A 16,650-nucleotide genomic window follows, 5' to 3' on the forward strand; every position below is an offset into this window, starting at 1 on the left:
GAGCGTGCCGTGCTGCTACGTCACCGGCGCGGGTCCCGTACTGGCCCGTCGCACCAGCCGCGTCGACAGTTCGGTCCGGGTACTCTCGGGCCGTTCGCCGTCCCTCATACGCACCAGCAGCCGCAGCGCGGTGGCCGCCATCTCCGACAGCGGCTGGCGAACGGTGGTGAGGGCGGGGGCGAGCCAACGGGACTCGGGGAGGTCGTCGAAGCCGATCACGCTGATGTCGTCCGGCACCCTCAACTCCCGCTGCACCAGCGCCTCGTAGACGCCCAGCGTCATCCGGTCCGAGCATACGAACACCGCCGTCGGCGGCTCGGGCAGATCGAGCAGGTCCAGCATCCGGCGGCGGGCCACGCTCTCGTCGAACCCGGCGTGCCGCACATACTCCGGGCGGTGCCGCACGCCCGCCGAGGCGAGCGCGGAACGGTAACCGGCCACCCTCGCGCTGCTGCACATCTTGTGCTGGTGGCCCGCGACGACCGCGATGCGCTCATGGCCGAGGGCGAGCAGATGCTCGGTCGCGGTGACCCCGCCCTGCCAGTTGGCGGCGCCGACCGACACCACGCCCGACGGCGGTTCGAGCACCGGGTCGATCATCACGAACGGAATCCGGTGCTGCGTCAGCCACGCGTACTGCGCCGGCGTCAACTCCGCCAGATGGAACAGGACTCCGGACGATCCGCGGGCGATCAGCTTGTCCAGCCAGCCCTGTTCGCGGCGCCCGCCCCGGGTCCGGTCGAGCCCCGCCGACACCACCACCTCAAGTCCCGCGTCGTGCGCCGCCGCCTCCACCCCGTGCAGCACCGCACCCGACCAAGAGGTGCCGAGCGAAGTCACCACGAGGTCGATCAGAGCGGGCACCTTCGCCACGTCGAAACGAGGCCTGCGCACATAGCCGAGCCGGTCCAGGGCCTCCGTCACCCGGCGCCGCGTCTCGGGTGCCACGTCCTCACGGCCGTTGACGACCTTGGAGGCGGTCGGCACCGACACGCCCGCCTCCCGCGCCACGACCGCCAGCGTCGGACCGGCCGCCACGCGCGCACTCCCCGAACGGACCACAGGGCACCGCCTCTCCGGCCCGCCCGGGGGCCATCGAAAGTTTCGACCACCGCCCCTTCCACGCCGGAGGACGACCGACCCGGGGGTAAGCGCTTCCCACCCTAGGTACCCGGCAAGACGGCGGGAAGAGGCGGGACTTCGCAGGTCTGCGGCGGACCGGAACTTTCGAAACCTCGAACAGAAGCACCCTTCCCGGGCCTCCTCGCGGCTACCCGCAGACCAGGCGAAACCCGGTGAAATCAGCCGTGAACGTCGCGTCGACGAGATCCATGGCGTGGATGCCGGCCATCGCGCCCGTGAACCGCAGCCGTGACCCGTGGTCGTCGGAGAGCCGCCCGAAGTCCAGCACCGGCCCGACCGGCGTCCGCACCCCGTCCCGCAGCCACCAGAACCGGGCCTCCGCCCGCTCGACCGACACCCCCAACGTCACCGGCACCCCGGCCTCGACATCCACCACGGCGACCTCACGCGCCCCGTCCTCCCCACGCTCCACCAGCCGCAACACGGTCCGCCCCCGCCCACCGCCCCACTGCTGCCCGCGCTGCACCTCACCGGCGGGCTCGGCCCAGGTGAGATCCAGGCTGAGGTAGGCGTCGGTGTTGTAGTAGAGGAGCAGCCCGGCGGCCTGCGTGAAGGTGTCCGGCCGCGCCTCGACGGTGACCTCGGCCTCGGCCCGGTGCTCGGTGATCCGCTGCGCGAGCAGGCTCCGCGCCCACCACGACTCGGGCCCGTGCCGCCCCCGCAGCCGAACGGCCCCCGGCCGGGCGGTGACGTCCGCCCACGAGGAATCGACCGGAGCCCGCAACGTACTCCATGGCCACCCCAACTCGCCGTGGATGTGCGTGACTTGGGGCCCCTCGGGAACGTTGCTCACCTCGGTGGCGACCTCCACCTCGACCGCCGGATGGTGCCCGCCCTGCCGCAGCCGGGGCCACCCGTCCGCGTCCCAGACCACGGCCTGGAGCGCGGTCTCCCGCCCCAGCGGACACCGCGGCCCCTCCCGCGTGGCGATCGGCCGGGCCGCGAGATGGCTCAGCACCCACTCCTCACCGTCCCCGCCCAACCGCACCAACTCCCCGTGCCCGGCCTTCTGTAGCGGCAGGGAAGGGTCGTCGCGGGAGGTGAGCAGCGGCCGTTCGTCCCACGTGTAGGGCCCGGTGACCGAGCGGGCGCGCGCCACCCGCACCCCGTGCTCGAACCCGGTCCCGCCCTCCGCGACCACGAGGTGGAACCACCCGCCCCGCCGCACCAACTTCGGCCCCTCGATGAGGCGTTCCTGCTGAAGGAGCAGCCGGGTGGCCCCGATCGGAGCGAGCGTCTCGCGGTCGAGTTCGGTGATCACGATCCCGGCGAACCGCCGCCCGCCCGGCCGGTGGTCGTTCTGTAGGTTGAGCAGCCACAGCCGCCCCTCGTCATGGAAGAGCGCGGGATCGAACCCATGGGCGGCCACCCGCCGGGGCGCACTCCACGCACCGCTCACATCGACGGCGGTCGACACATACACGTCCACGTCGAAGTAGGGCGTCCCGACCGACCGCACCACCCCGTACACCACCCAGAACCGCTCACCGTCCCAACTCAACGACGGCGCCCACACCCCACCCGAATCGGGCACCCCGGCCAGCGAGTTGCCCGGCACGGCCCCCCGTACGTGACCGGCGTACTCCCATCGGCGCAGGTCCCGCGAGCGATGCAGCGGAATCGTCGGGAACCATTCGAAGGAACTGGTCGCCACGTAATACCAGTCACCCACCCGTACCAGGGAGGGATCGGGGGCGAACCCGCGGATCACGGGGTTGTGGATCAGGGTCACTTCAGGGCCCCCAGGGTGACGCCGCTGCGCCAGTACCGGCGCAGCGCGATCATCATGACCGCCATCGGGACGATGGACAGCAGCGCGCCGGTCAGCACCAGGCTGGTCAGGTCGACGCCGGACTCCAGGCGTTTGCCGGACCAGTTGTAGAGGCCGAGGTTGAGCGTCCAGTTCTCCTCGCCGCGCAACACGGTCAGCGGCAGGAAGAACGCGTTCCACGTGTTGACGAACGCCAGCAGGAAAACCGTTGCCCCACCCGTGGTCATCATCCGCAGCACGATGCTGAAGAAGATCCTCAACTCCCCGGCCCCGTCGATCCGGGCGGCCTCCAGCAGCTCGAACGGCACGGTGGCCTCGGTGTACACCTTCGCCAGATAGACACTGAACGGATTGACCAGGCAGGGAATCAGCATCGCCCAGGGCGTGTCCACCATCCCGATCGCCGAGAACAGCAGATACAACGGCAACGTCAACAGCGCGATCGGCACCAGGAACGACCCGACCACGCACGCGAACACGGCACCGCGCCCGGGGAAGTCGAAGCGTGCCAGTCCGTATCCGGTGGCCAGGGCGATCAGCGTGCCGCCGAGCGAGCCAACTCCCGCGTACAGCAAGGAATTGGCGGTCCACCGCAGAAAGATCCCGTCCTCGTAGGTGAACAACTGCCGCAGGTTGTCCCAGAGATGCCACCCGTCGAACCACAGCCCGTTGCTCTGATAGAGCCCCGTCCGGTTCTTCGTCGAGGCGACGACCAGCCACCACAGAGGGAACAGGCTGTACACGCTCGCCAGCACCAGGCCCACCAACAAGAACCGCTGCCCGCCCCGCGAACTGCCCTGTGCGTCAGGCCGGTTGAGCCGCCGCACCCCGCCCCCGTCCCGCGCCCCCTGCCGCGCGAGCGTCTCCTCGGTGAGCGTCATCAGTCGACCTCCCGCGAGGTGAGCCGGTAGAAGAGGAAGGAGGCCACCCCCAGAATCAGGGCGAGCAGCACCGAAAGGGCGGCCGCGTAGTGGTAATCGCCCGCGTTGAACGCCTGGTTGTAGATCACCATGATCGGCGTGAAGCTGTCGCTGACGGTCTGCGGAGTGATGTTCCTGAACAGCTCGGGCTCATTGAAGATTTGCAGCATCTGAATGATCGACAACATGCAGGTGAGCACCAACGCCCCCCGCACGTACGGGAGTTTGATACTGAACGCGATCCGCCGCTCCGAGGCACCGTCCAGCCGGGCCGCCTCGAACAACTCCCGGGGCACCCCCTGGAGCGCCGCGTAGAGGATGACCATGTTGTAGCCGATCCCGTGCCAGGTGAGGAGGTTGCCGATGGCCGGCCACACCATCGAGGGCGCGAAGAAGTTCCAGTCGAACCCGAGCACCTTGCCCCACGGCGTCAGCGGACCGACGTCCGGGCTGTACAGGTTGATCCACACGAGGGCGGCCACCACCCCGGGAATCATGTACGGCACGAGCAACAGCACCCGGAACCGCCCGGCCACGCGCGACGTCGCGGCATCCAGCAGCAGGGCCAGCACCAGGCTGACGACGAGCATCAGCGGGATCTGCACACAGGCGAACCCGACCACCCGCAGCACGGACCCCATGAAGCTCGGATCGCTCAGCCCCCGGCTGTAGTTGTCGAGCCCGGCGAACCGCTCGGTCGACCCGCCGAGCCCCAACCCGGACTGCTGCTCCCGGAACAGGGACTGGTGGACGGCGTACCCGATCGGCAGCACGTACAGAAACACGAAACCGATCTGGAAGGGCACGGTGAACGCGGCACCCTTCCACCGCAGGGAACGAATCATGGGCTCGCCCTCAGCCCTTGACGCTGATGCCACGGGACGTGAGGTCCTTGACCGTCCACGCCTGCATATGCGCGAGCAACTGCCGTACGGTCTGCTCCCTGTTGACCACCTTGGCCCACCCGGCCTGCATCTCGGTGAACATGGCGGTCCAGTCGGGCCCGAAGGTCCAGTCGGTCGTGATGGTCCCCAGGCTGTCCGTGACGACCTTCTTCGCGGCCGGGTAGTTCTTCCCGAGCAGCTTCTCGGAGACGGTCCGACCCACGTACGACCCGCTGTCGGCCAGTGCCGGCATCACACCGTTGCCGGTGGTCGGACTGGCCAGGGTCTGCACCGCGCCGGGGTCGGTCGACATCCACAACGCGGCCTCGGCGGCCTGCTGTTGGTGCGCGCACTGCTGGGTCACCAGCGTGACACTGCCGGTCAGATTGGTCCCGGCGGGAGTCTTGGCGGCCTCGCCCGCGTAGGTGGGCCACGGCGAAAGGGCCCACTGGCCGAAGGACTTGGTGAAGTTCTGCACCATCCCGGCCATCTGCCAGGTGGAGATCTGCCGGGTGGCGGTGTGCCCTTCGTCGTAGGTGCGCTGCACAGCCGCGTAATCGGCGAACGACAACGTCGAGTTGAGGCCGTTGTCGATGATCGCCTGGATGACCTGGGCCGCCTTCAGTGACCCGGCGTCCTGGAAGTCCACCTTCCAGGAGTCCCCGTCGATGGCGTACCAGTGCGCACCGGCCTGCATGGCGAGCACCTCCAGCGTGCTGGGGTCCTCCCCGGCGAAGTTGGTGATCTTCACGCCGTGCTTCTTGAGGACTTTCCCGGCGGCGATGAAGTCGTCCCAGGTGCGCGGGGTTTCGACCCCGTACTTCTTGAAGAGGTCGGCCCGGTAGATGGTGAAGTTGGGTGCCGAACTCGTCGGCACCCCGTACACCTTGCCCTGCACCTGCGCGGCCGCCCACGACCCGGGGTTGAACTCGGCCTTCTTCGCCCCGACATACCGGCTGATGTCGGCGAGGGCGCCCTGCGACACCCAACTCGTCACGTACTCGGCGGTGTTCTGCACCAGACAGGGCGCGTTCCCCGCCTTGACGGCGTTGGTGAGCTGCTTCTGCATGGTCAACTGGTCAGTGACCTTGGTGTACTTGAGCTTGACGTTCTGGTGCGAGGCGTTGAACGCCTTGACGACCGCCTCCTGCCCGTTCGCCCACCCCCAGTAGGGGAGGGTGACGGTGCCGGAGGCCTGGGTGCCGCCACCCGAGTCGGACCCACCGCAGGCGGTGAGCAGACCCGTCAGCGCGACACCGGCGACGGCGGCATGGGCGAACCTTCTCCGGGAGCTGCTGAAGTTCATCTGACCGAGATCCTTCGGGAGCGTTCTCAGAAGAGAGGGGGCGTGCGCGGAAGCGGGGTACGGCAGCGCCGGGGCCGACCGGATCGGCGGCCGGACCACCCGACGGCGCGCACATACGGGGAACCACCGGGCGGAAGCTGTAGAAACCGCTTGCCGTGAAGGTAGGCCGCGTTTCCCTCTCCGGGCAAGGGTCGTGCCACCACTATTTGCGGTGCACGCACGGAAGCCCAGGCCAGGCCTAGAAACCGGTTACGAAACATGCGCTCGGCTTGTCTCTTCACCGGTTCGGCGCGGCTCAGTGCCTGGGAGCCCGCAAGCAGCGCTCGTCCCTGTGCGGTGATCGCGTCACGGGCGGGGCGGCGTGGTGAAGTCCACCGTGCCCAGGCTGGTGGCGAGTTCGGCGGCCGCCTCCCGGATGCGGGCCGGTAGGCCGACGTCGTCCGGCTGGTCGGTCCAGCGCTCGAACGCGGTGCGGAAGATGGCGACGCCGACGTGCGCGAGCAGCGCTGCCTCCGATGCGGCGGCGCCTCGGTCCCGCAACGCGTCCGCCACCGCGTCCGTCACCGCGGCGAACTTGGTTCGCCCGCGTTCCTGCAACTCCGGGCTGGCCCGGACGATCGCGCGCCGTTGCGCGGCGAGGGGGGCCGGGGCCTGGTCGGCCACCGCGCCGGCGACGTCCACGAGAGCGGCCAGGAGGGCCCCGAAGGGGGAGAGGCTGTCGTCGGCGTGCCGGACGGAGCGGGCGAGGGCGGCCGGAAGGTGTTCGGATTCAGCGAACAGCACGTCCCGCTTGTCGGTGAAGTAGCGGGAGAACGAGCGTCGGGTCAGCCCGGCCCGCTCGGTGATCTCCGCGACGGTCACGTTCTCGTACCCGCGCTCAAGGAACAGCTCCAGCGCCGCCTCGCGGAGCCGGTCTTCGGCGTGTGGGTCCCATCGCGGCATGCTCGCCACCCTAACAGTGATGACTCAGTGGGTCGTCATCGGTGCTACGGTGGTGATGACTCACTGAGTCATCACTGTTGAGGCAGTTGGGGCAGAGGAGTAGGCGTCATGGCTCTTTCAGGTCGGCACATCGTCATCATCGGCGGCAGTTCAGGGATGGGGCTGGCCACGGCCCGCGCCGCAGCGGCGGCCGGGGCGGCCGTCACGATCGCGTCGAGCGACCAGGGGCGCCTGACGGGCGCGCTCGCGCAGCTGCCGGACGCGTGCGACGGGGCGGTCGTCGACACCCGCGACGAGGCCGGCGTCGCCGCCCTGTTCGACCGCGTCGGCGAACTCGACCACGTGGTCTACACAGCGGGTGACACGGTGCGTCCGCAGCCGCTGGCAGACCTGCCGCTCGACGCCGCCCGGGAGCTGTTCGAGGTCCGCTTCTGGGGAGCCGTCGCCACGGTCAAGCACGCGGCACGGCGTATCCGGCCGGGAGGCTCGATCGTGCTGACGTCCGGGACGGTCGCCGTTCGCCCCACACCCGGTACCGCGCTCGCGGCCGGCGCGGCCGCCGCCACCGAGGGCCTGACGCGAGGGCTGGCCGCCGAGCTGGCCCCCGTGCGCGTCAACGCGGTCCGGCCGGGAGCCATCCGCACCCCGCTGTGGGACCCGGTGCCGGAGCCGCAGCGTGCCACGCTGTTCGCGACCCTCGCCGATCGGACGCTCACCCACTCGATCGGCGAAGCGGACCAGATCGCCGCGGCGCACCTGTACCTGATGGAGAACCGCTTCGTCACCGGAACCGTGCTCACCGTCGACGGAGGCGCCATCCTCGCCGGGGTCTAGTGCCGCAGGTCATCGGCGGCGGTGTGGCGGGGGCCTCTGCGGATGCCGTCAGGCGGCAACTCTGGTGGTGGGCGTGCTTCCCGACGCGGTGGGCGCGGCAGTCGGCCCGTTCGCTGTGCTGGCTCAAGCAGACCCTCGGCCGGACCCGGCCCCGCCTGCGCGACTCGGCCGCCGCCGACCGCTGGACCTGGCTGATCATCGCCGCCCACATCCAGCTCCGCCGCGCCCGATCGCTCGCCACCGACCTCCGGCGGCCGTGGGAGAAGCCGGAGCCCCCGGACAGGCTCACCCCGGCGCGCGTCCTCGCGCGGGTTCCGGAACCTCCGACCGGTGGGGAGGGCGGCTCAGCCGTCCCGTAGGGGGTGGCTGCGGTTCAGTAGGGGACGGGGTTCGGTTCAGTCGCCCTGTGTCCGGGTCGGAGGGCGTACGGAGCCCCGCACCACCACATGGGTGCCGAGCACCAGATGCTCCCCGTCCCGCCCCTTGCGCCGCCCGCCACCGCTGTGGCCCTCCCGGCGATCGGCGACGGCGCGCAACGCCACGCGCCCCATCTCCTCGTAGGGCACGTGGACGGTGGTGAGTTGGGGCGTGAGCTGGGAGGCGAGGGGGATGTCGTCGTAGCCGACGATCGAGACGTCCTCGGGGACGCGTAGCCCTCCGGCCCGCAGCGCCTGCATGGCACCGGCGGCCACGACATCCGTCCCGGCGAGCACGGCGGTGAACGACAGTCCGCTCTCCAAGGCCTCCCGCACCGCCTCGTACCCGTGCTCGTAGTCGTACGCCCCATGTCGCACCAGGCCGGTGTCGAAGGGCACGCCGTACGCCTCGAAGGCCCGCCGCGCCCCGGCCAACCGCCCCTGCGCGGTGGTCAGTTCGGCATGCCCGGGCAGCACGAGGACCCGTCGGTGCCCGGCGGACAGCAAGTGGCTGGCCATGGCGTAGGCGCCGCCCTCGTTGTCGTAGTCGACCGTCGTGGCGGGCACGGCGCCTTCGAGCGGGGGCCGCCCGACCAGCACGAGATGCGACCCGGCGGCATCCAGCGACCGCGCGAACCGCCCCATCCGCACCTGGTACTCGTCGTAGTCGTAGGCGCCCCCGAGCAGCACCACGGCGGCCACGCCCTGCTGCCGCATGAGGGTGACCAACGCCAACTCCCGCTCGGGATCGTCCCCGGTGGTCCCCACCAGCGAGAGCCACCCCCGCAGGGTCGCGGCGCCCTCAACTCCCTTGGCCACGTGGGCGAAAGCGGCGCCGGTGATGTTGTTGATGAGGATGGCGACGGTGGGTGTGCCGCCCCCGGCGAGCGACCGGGCGTGCGCGTTGGTGACGTAGTCGAGGTCCTGGACGACCTTCATGACGCGTCGGCGCAGCTCCTCCGAGACCGGGTAGTTGCCGCTGAGCACCCGCGACACGCTGGCCACGGAGACCCCGGCCAACTCCGCGACGTCCCGGATGGTGGCCCGCCCGCCGTCGGCCCTGCGCTGACTCACCGCGGCTCCTTCACAGCCAGTACCCCACCCGACGCGGGCACGGAAACCGTATCCCAACCCACCTCACACCCCACTCCCCGTCCCACCACGTCACCCACCCCCTGAACCCCGACCCGTAGTCCCCTTAGTTACCTGTAGCCCCCTGGTTCCCCCGTAGCCCCATAGCCCCGTAGTCCCCTAGGCCACCCGCCCGAGATCCCCCACCCGCACCTCATGGCCCAACGGCTCCCCGGCGGCGACCCGTTCCGCCTCCTCGACCACGATCTGCCCGAGCCGCTCCAGTTCGTTGCCGAGCGACCCGGCGATATGGGGGGTGAGGAACACGTTGGGCAGGTCGTAGAGCGCCGATCCCGGCGGCAACGGCTCCGGTTCGGTCACGTCGAGCACCGCGTGCAGCCGCCCGGAGACCAACTCCTCGGTCAGCGCCACGGGGTCGATCAGCGCGCCCCGGGAGGTGTTGATGAGGAGGCCGCCGTCGCGGATGAGGGCCAGGCGTCCGGCGTCGAGCATGCGGTAGGTCTCGGGGATATCGGGGGCGTGCAGGGTGACGATGTCGCTGCGTCCGAGCAGGTCGTCGAGGGTGACGGGCTCGGCGCCGAGGGAGAGGGCCTCTGAGGGTTCCACGTAGGGGTCGTGCAGCAGCACGGTGAGGTCGAAGGGGCGCAGCAGTTCCAGGAGCCGGCGTCCGACGCGGGAGGCGCCGATGACACCGACGCGACGGCCGACGTTGCCGGTGGTCGCGGTCTCGGCGGGGGTCGGGTGGACGCGGGCGGCGCGGAACCGCTCGCGGTGGGCGAAGGCGTCCTTCCCGGCCAGCAGGATCATCGCGAGCGTGTACTCGGCGACGGGCACGGCGTTGCCGGTGACGGCGCTGGAGACGCTGATCCCACGGTCCCACAGCTCCTCGCCGACGAGGGAGCGGACCGAGCCGGCGGCGTGCAGGACGGTGCGTACCCGGGGTGCGGCGGCGAGGGCGGGGGAGTCGAGCCGGGGGCAGCCCCAGCCGGTGACCAGGATCTCGGCGTGGGCGAGGGCCTCGGCGGCCGCCGGGTCGGTGAAGTCCCGTACGACGAGGGCGGGGTCGATGGCGGTGATCCGGCTGAGCCGCGTCATGAGGTGCGGCGGGAAGAGCAGGGGGAGGTGCACCGGGTCCATCGCGAACACGGCCCGCGGCAACCGGGGACTGGGCATGGCTCTCCTGACCATCGAGGACACGGAAAACGTTTCAGAAAGCGCCTTCTACGGTAGGTCTGCGGCTTCACACGGGTCAATCACCGGGACGTGGCAACCGGTTGCGCCCCTGCCTCCGCACGCCCCCACCCCCTTCAGACCTCCACCCCGTGGCCCCCACTCCATGGCCCTCACACCCGTGGCCTCCCGCTCCCTGGCCCCCTCGTGCCCCGAGTCGCCCTGACTGTCTGTTGCCGTCCCGCCCGCCGCCCTGCCGCCCCAGTCCCGCCCGCCGCCGCAGCCGCCTCTCCCCGCCTCCGTCAGGTACTCCGATCGGCCCTCCCACCACCTCCTCCGCCGGAATACCCGGCCACTCTGTGGTGCTCTGATGTTCAGAGCGCAGTGGCGTGTCGAGGGAGGCTGGTGGACGGATGACAACGGACCAGACGCACCCCAGGCCGACAGAGTCCGGGCCGACGACGCCCAGGCCGACGAGCCCCGGCCCGACCGACCCCGTAGTACCCACGCCCTACGGGTCCGTACGCGGCCGGTACGAGAACGGCGTCGCCGTCTTCCGGGGCATCCCCTACGGCGCACCCCCCTTCGGCCCCCGCCGGTTCCGCCCTCCGGAGCCGCCCGAACCCTGGGACGGCGTCCGGGACGCGGGCGCGTTCGGGCCGACGCCGCCGAAACCGCCGTACTCGGACGCGTTCGCCAGGCTCCTCGCCGACCCGGTCGTGCCGGGCGACGACTGTCTGAACCTCAACGTCTGGACCCCCGAACCGGGCCCCGCCGCCCGCCTCCCCGTCCTGGTCTGGCTGCACGGCGGCGCCCTGACCAGGGGCTCCGCCGCAGTGCCGGTGTACGACGGACGCACCTTCGCCCGCGACGGCGTCGTCTTCGTCTCCGTGAACTACCGCCTCGGCGTCGAGGGCTACGGTCTGTTTCCGGACACCCCCGCCAACCCGGGCCTGCGCGATCAACTCGCCGCCCTGCGGTGGGTGCGGGAGTCGATCGGGGCGTTCGGCGGGGACCCGGACCGCATCACCCTGTGCGGACAGTCGGCCGGTGCCATCAGCATCGGCGCCCTGCTGGCCGCCCCGCAGGCACAGGGTCTGGTGCGGCGGGCGGTGTTGCAGAGCGGGCCGCCCGAGGCGTTCGACCGGGACAAGGTGCGCCGCATGGTGCGCCGGATGGCCGCGCGGCTGAAGATCCCGGCGACGGCGGCGGCCTTCGCGGACGTCGATCGCCAACTGCTCCTGCGCACCCAGGCCGAGGTCGGCCGGCTCAGCAGCCCCGTGCTCGGCGGCCCCTCCTTCGGCCTGGTCGTCGACGGCGACCTCGTCCCGCGCGATCCGCTGACGGCCCTGGTCGAGGGCGGGGTGGCCCGGGGTGTGCAGCTGATGCTGGGCTGGACGAAGGACGAGTACCGGCTGTGGCTGGTTCCGGGCGGTCTGCTGGACCGGGTGGACCGGCTCGGCACGATCGCGCTGGCCGGTGCGATGGCCCGTTGCCACTGCGGCCACGACGTCCCCCGTGGTTACCGCGCCCTGCACCCGGGGGCCGGCACCGCCGAGATCGTCGGCCAGCTCGTCACCGATCACCTCCTGCGCATCCCCCTGCACCGCCTCGCCGACTCCCGCCCCGACACGTCGTACGTGTACGAGTTCGGCTGGCCGTCTCAGATCCCCGGCCTCGGGGCGTGCCACGCGCTGGAGCTGGGGTTCGTCTTCGACACCGGGGACGTCCCGGAGTCGCGGAGGCTGGCGGGGGAGGGGGCGCCGCAGGAACTGGCGGACGAGATGCACGCCGCGTGGGTGCGGTTCGCGGTCGACGGGGACCCGGGCTGGCGGAGTTGGGACGCCTCGCACCCGGTGCGGATGTTCGGGACGGACGGTCCCTCGATCGTGCACGGTCCGCGCGACGCCGAACTGGCCCTGTGGGCGGCCGACGCCGAACCCGCGCACCCCGCGCCCGTCACCGGCCCGGCGGCCGCCCGCAGCACGGAGATCCGCTCCGTCGTCCGCCGCCTACGCCTCCCCGGCTCGGTCCGCCGCCACGACTACCCGTAGTACCCGTAGGGGGCGGGCTGCTCGGGGGCCGGTTCGGGGCGGGGCCCGTGGTCGGGTATTACGGGGGGCACCCGGAGTACCCGTACGGGCGGGCGGGGTACCTGCGCGGGCTGGGGCGTCTGGAAAACCCCGTAGTACCCGTACGGGGCGCGGGCCCGTGGTCCCGTACGGGCGGAGTACCCGGAGTACCCGGAGTACCCGTACGGGTGGGCGGGGTACCTGCGCGGGCCGGGGCGTCCGGAACACCCCTTAGTACCCGTAGTGCGGCGGAATCCGCTTCGTATCGGGTGCGGCGGCGGGAGTCCGGAACGCCCCGTACGACCCGTAGTACCCGTACGGGTGGGGCGGAGCACCCGTAGGGGCCGAGGCGCCCGGAACACCCGGTAGTACCCGGAGTACCCCTACGGGTCGTCCCGAGTACCCGGAGTACTCGTAGGCCCCCTACGGGTCCGGCCCGGGTCCCCCTACGGGCCGTGCCCGCAGCGCCCTCGTACTACCCGTCCCCCTGAAGAGCTAGCCGTTCGCGGCCGGGGCCACCGAGTTCCGTACCACCACGTGGGTGCCGAGCAGGAGGTGTTCGTCGGGGGTCTCCGGGGTGCGGGCCAGGACGGTGCGGACGGCGAGGCGGCCCAGTTCGACGTAGGGGACATGGACCGTGGTGAGGGCGGGGTGCAGATCGCGGGCGAACGGGATGTCGTCGTAGCCCGCGAGGGAGACGTCCCCCGGCACATCGAGGCCCGCCTCGTGCAGGGCGGTCAGCGCACCGGCGGCGACCATGTCGGTGGCGGCGACGACCGCCGTGAACTCCAGTTTCCGCGCCAGCGCCTCGCGCATCAGACGGTGACCGGAGTCGCGGGTGAAGTCGCCGTGCAGGACCAGTTCGGGGTCGGGTTCGAGGCCACGGGCGCGGTGGGCGGCGAGGTAACCGCGTTCACGGCCCTGCGCGGTGGTGTGGTCGGGCTTGCCGCCGAGGAAGAGGACGCGGTGATGGCCCTGGGACAGGACGTGCGCGACGAGGGCGTAGGCGCCGCCCTCGTTGTCGTACTCGATGACGGTCACGGGGGCGCCGGGGCCGAGCGGCGGGCGTCCGCACAGCACCAGGCGGGAGCCGGCCGAGGCGAGCGAGTCGGCCATGCGGCGGGTGCGTTCGCGGTACTCCGGGGTGTCGGCGGCGCCGCCGACCAGGATCACGGCGGCGGCCCGCTGGGCGCGCATCATCTCGACGAACTCCAGCTCGTGCCGGAAATCGCCCTCCGTGCTGCACACCAGGCACAGATGGCCGAGCCGGGTGGCCTCGCTCTCCACGCCGTGCGCCATGTGCGCGAACGACGGTCCGGTGATGTCCTCCAGCACGAACGCCAGCGTCGGTGTCCCGACCCCGGCGACCGCCTTGGCCCGCGCGTCAGCGACGTAGTCCATCTCGCGCACGGCCCGCATCACCCGGGCCCGGGTCGCCGAGCTGACCGGATAGACCCCGCCGAGCACCCGCGACACGGTCGACGCGGACACCCCGGCCCGCGCGGCCACGTCCCGAATGGTGCCCCGCCCGGTGTCGCTGCTCTTCCTGGTCACGCCCGCCCCTTCAGCCACGCTTCCCGGCAACATGATGGCAACCGGTTCCCATGCGGAGGCTAGCAGCGGGGTGGGACGCCGGCGACCCGTTCTCCCGGACGCGCGACACGGCCCCGGCGAGGGCGAGGTCCCTACGAGCAACCCCGGTGCTGCCCTGCTGCGGCTCAGTGGACGTCCCCGACGGGGTTCCCCTAGGGGCAGCGCGGCCCGGCCTCACCCTAGGGGTGCGCTGTACCGTCGTTGGAGATGCTGTGGGAGCGCAGGCAGGGGAGCGACCGAACGGGCAGTCCGAAGTGGCCCTCGGTCTGCCCTTATTGCCCTTTCCTCGTCGCCAACTTCTGCGGCACAGTCACGTTTTGAGACGATGATGGCAGGGCGGTTCTCCCTCGGAGGGGTTCTCCATGCGGCGCAGCACAGAGTCCCGACGGAACACCGAGGGTGAACAGAGCAGGCCACGCGGTGCAGTTCGCGCCACCGGACCTCTTCCGGCGGGCTCGCCGGGGGCGCTGCAAGGTGCGATCGGGAACGCGGCCGTCTCCCGGATGATCGCGCGCGAGCGGAATCAGGGCGACGCCGTGCCGCCCCCCAGGGGCGATGCCGTACGGGAGGCCGCACGCACGGCCGGACGGGGCGGCAAGCGGCTGCCGACCGGGATGCGCACCTCCATGGAGAGCGCGTTCGGCACCGGTCTCGGCCACATCAGGGTGTCGGTCGACGAGCAGGCCGCCGCGAGCATCGACGCCAAGGCGTACACCGTCGGCGACCACATCGTCGTTCAGAACGCGGGCGTCCTGCGCGACGTCGAGACGATGGCCCACGAGATCCACCACACCACCCAGCGCGACGCCCCCGGCGGCCTCAGCGATCCGGACGGGACGTGGGAGCGTGAGGCGGCCGACGTCGGAGCCCGGGTCGCGCGCGGCCAGAGCGTCCACCGCTGCGGCGCGGACGGCGAGCAGCACGGGGACGGCGGGGACGCGGGCGCGATCCAGCGCCGGGTCGGCTTCGAGTTCGAGTCCCAGTGGCAGGTGCGGGATCACAACAACCTCACCGACGAGGACGAGCAGAACCACCAGAGGGAGATCGCGGAACGCGACGCCGTCATCGACGCGAAGATCCTCTGGAAGATGGCCGACCGGAGGCAGGTCAACGATCTCCGGGACGCGGCCGAACAGGACCCGTCCGCAGGGGACTTGGTCGCCAAGTGGCTCACGCCGCTGCCCGGGGGCGATCCCGATCAGTTCCAGCTCACCGCTGAGGGCAGCGCGCGGATCGCGCGGGCCAAGCGGGAGAACCCCGACAGTTACCGGAGGCACGCGGCCGACGCCGTTCCGGCCCTGCTCCACAACAACCGCATCCGGGAGACCCCCCTCCCGGGGCGCGACGTCCCCAAGATGGGCACCCTCGGCAGCGGCACCGACTACCGGCTCACCTCGGACGTCAGCCCCACGGGCGGCTCGGCCCTGGAGTGGGTGACCGATCCGCTCACCACGAAGGACCAACTCCTCCAGGTGATGGGCGAGATCACCGCCCTGTCGACCGCCCTGGACAACCGGAAGGACCAGGGCTCCTTCCTGCTCGACGAGGTCAACCTCGGCAGCTTCACGGCGCTCCCCGGGATGATGATTTTCCCCCTACGGGGCGCGCTCCTGTACGCGCCGCAGATGACCGGCGGGTTCAAGCTGGCCGAGCTGCCCCGGCTGGTGGAGTACCTCGACGTCCCGGCCAAGGCTCCCGGGCTCTTCGGGCGCTCCGCCCACGAACGGCGCCAGGAGGCCAAGCAGGATCTGCACCGGGACTCCGTCGCCCCGATCGAGGGCATCCGCCAGCGGGCCGAGGACCAGGCCAAGGGTCTTCCCCCAGGGGTCGTCGGGGGTGAGTCGACGGACGGACTCGTCGGTCTGATCACCCTGATCGGCAGCTACCTCTCCTACGGGTCCAACCTGGAGGTCAACCCGAACTCGAAGTCGATCGCGGGCGGTCTGATGTCCCGCACCTCCTTCGCCCACAACTTCACGCTGCTGTCCCACCCGATGCGGATGTACTTCCGCGAGGACCCGAACCGGTTCGTCGCGTTCGCCCTCAAGGCGACCGGTCTCCCGGAGAACGGGACCGATCTGCTGTACAACAAGCCCGTCGCGCACGGGGACGCCGGTCACCGCGACACCCGGCAGATCCCGCTGACCCGTGCCGAGTGGCTGAAGGGCATTCCGGTCGGCAAGGACCTGTTGCGCAACTACAAGCACCTGACCGAGGCGGAGAAGTACCAGGTCTCCGACCGCAGGCAGGACTGGGAGCACATCCACGGCTCCCTCGGCGCGCTGGGCTCGGTCGACGACAAGGTGGGCAGGTCAGGCAAGGAGGAGGTCGCTCTGGTCGCGGAGTTGCGCCGGATGAGGGACCGGATACCCACCGCGGACCTCCAGCCCCTCGCCCTCGCCGCCTTCGACCTGGTCCAGCGCCTCAACGAGGGAAAGTCCCTGGACTACAAGAAGAAGTGACGGCGCTCGGCACCCGTACCCCCACCCTGTCCTCATCCCTCCGGG

The 16,650-nt window shown here is 71.2% G+C and carries 12 protein-coding genes and 1 pseudogene; 4 read left to right on the plus strand and 9 right to left on the minus strand.

Translation table 11 applies throughout. From position 1 onward, the window contains the following. Window positions 1–15 precede the first annotated feature (15 nt). From ACIQOU_RS05620 to ACIQOU_RS05645, 6 genes are all read right to left on the minus strand, one after another. Entirely contained in the window at window positions 16–1,062 is a 1,047-nt protein-coding gene (locus tag ACIQOU_RS05620; RefSeq protein WP_401534108.1) for a LacI family DNA-binding transcriptional regulator, read from the minus strand. A gap of 208 nt (window positions 1,063–1,270) precedes the next feature. After that, window positions 1,271–2,875 carry a family 43 glycosylhydrolase gene (locus ACIQOU_RS05625; protein ID WP_401534110.1) on the minus strand — a complete coding sequence of 535 codons (1,605 nt, stop codon included), beginning with the start codon at window positions 2,873–2,875 and terminating at the stop codon, window positions 1,271–1,273. Then, window positions 2,872–3,795: a carbohydrate ABC transporter permease gene (locus ACIQOU_RS05630; protein ID WP_401534112.1), complete on the minus strand. Its 924-nt coding sequence runs from the start codon at window positions 3,793–3,795 to the stop codon at window positions 2,872–2,874. Before ACIQOU_RS05630 ends, ACIQOU_RS05625 begins: the two co-directional genes overlap by 4 nt. Next, complete coding sequence (locus tag ACIQOU_RS05635) at window positions 3,795–4,679, minus strand: carbohydrate ABC transporter permease (protein WP_401534114.1); 885 nt, start codon at window positions 4,677–4,679, stop codon at window positions 3,795–3,797. The genes ACIQOU_RS05630 and ACIQOU_RS05635 overlap by 1 nt, the downstream gene beginning before the upstream one ends. A 10-nt stretch (window positions 4,680–4,689) precedes the next feature. Next, window positions 4,690–6,024, minus strand: coding sequence for an ABC transporter substrate-binding protein (locus tag ACIQOU_RS05640; RefSeq protein ID WP_401534117.1), 1,335 nt, complete (start codon window positions 6,022–6,024; stop codon window positions 4,690–4,692). Between the two features lie 345 nt (window positions 6,025–6,369). After that, a complete protein-coding gene (locus tag ACIQOU_RS05645) occupies window positions 6,370–6,966 on the minus strand; it encodes a TetR/AcrR family transcriptional regulator (RefSeq protein ID WP_401534119.1) in 597 nt (198 codons plus the stop codon). Between the two features lie 108 nt (window positions 6,967–7,074). On the opposite strand from ACIQOU_RS05645, the gene ACIQOU_RS05650 reads away from it, so the two are divergent. Together ACIQOU_RS05650 and ACIQOU_RS05655 are read left to right on the plus strand one after the other, a co-directional pair. After that, window positions 7,075–7,800 carry an SDR family oxidoreductase gene (locus ACIQOU_RS05650; RefSeq protein WP_401534121.1) on the plus strand — a complete coding sequence of 242 codons (726 nt, stop codon included), beginning with the start codon at window positions 7,075–7,077 and terminating at the stop codon, window positions 7,798–7,800. 122 nt (window positions 7,801–7,922) lie between these two features. Further along, window positions 7,923–8,128, plus strand: a pseudogene (locus ACIQOU_RS05655) (transposase); the annotation flags it as partial. Window positions 8,129–8,195: 67 nt separating this feature from the next. On the opposite strand, the gene ACIQOU_RS05660 reads toward ACIQOU_RS05655, so the two are convergent. Further along, a complete protein-coding gene (locus ACIQOU_RS05660) occupies window positions 8,196–9,290 on the minus strand; it encodes a LacI family DNA-binding transcriptional regulator (protein ID WP_401534123.1) in 1,095 nt (364 codons plus the stop codon). A 177-nt stretch (window positions 9,291–9,467) separates the two neighbouring features. Beyond that, window positions 9,468–10,481 carry a hydroxyacid dehydrogenase gene (locus ACIQOU_RS05665; RefSeq protein WP_401534126.1) on the minus strand — a complete coding sequence of 338 codons (1,014 nt, stop codon included), beginning with the start codon at window positions 10,479–10,481 and terminating at the stop codon, window positions 9,468–9,470. Window positions 10,482–10,891: 410 nt separating this feature from the next. Here ACIQOU_RS05665 and ACIQOU_RS05670 point away from each other — a divergent pair, with 410 nt between their 5' ends. After that, a complete protein-coding gene (locus ACIQOU_RS05670) occupies window positions 10,892–12,532 on the plus strand; it encodes a carboxylesterase/lipase family protein (RefSeq protein WP_401534128.1) in 1,641 nt (546 codons plus the stop codon). Window positions 12,533–13,045: 513 nt separating this feature from the next. On the opposite strand, the gene ACIQOU_RS05675 is transcribed toward ACIQOU_RS05670, so the two are convergent. Next, complete coding sequence (locus tag ACIQOU_RS05675) at window positions 13,046–14,104, minus strand: LacI family DNA-binding transcriptional regulator (protein ID WP_401534131.1); 1,059 nt, start codon at window positions 14,102–14,104, stop codon at window positions 13,046–13,048. Between the two features lie 401 nt (window positions 14,105–14,505). Here ACIQOU_RS05675 and ACIQOU_RS05680 point away from each other — a divergent pair, with 401 nt between their 5' ends. Beyond that, the gene (locus ACIQOU_RS05680; protein WP_401534133.1) at window positions 14,506–16,605 is read left to right on the plus strand and encodes a DUF4157 domain-containing protein; all 2,100 of its coding nucleotides are present in this window, start codon (window positions 14,506–14,508) and stop codon (window positions 16,603–16,605) included. The last annotated feature ends 45 nt before the right edge of the window (window positions 16,606–16,650 follow it).

This window comes from Streptomyces sp. NPDC091279, from assembly GCF_044757465.1.
In the GTDB taxonomy this organism is placed as follows: Bacteria; Actinomycetota; Actinomycetes; order Streptomycetales; family Streptomycetaceae; genus Streptomyces.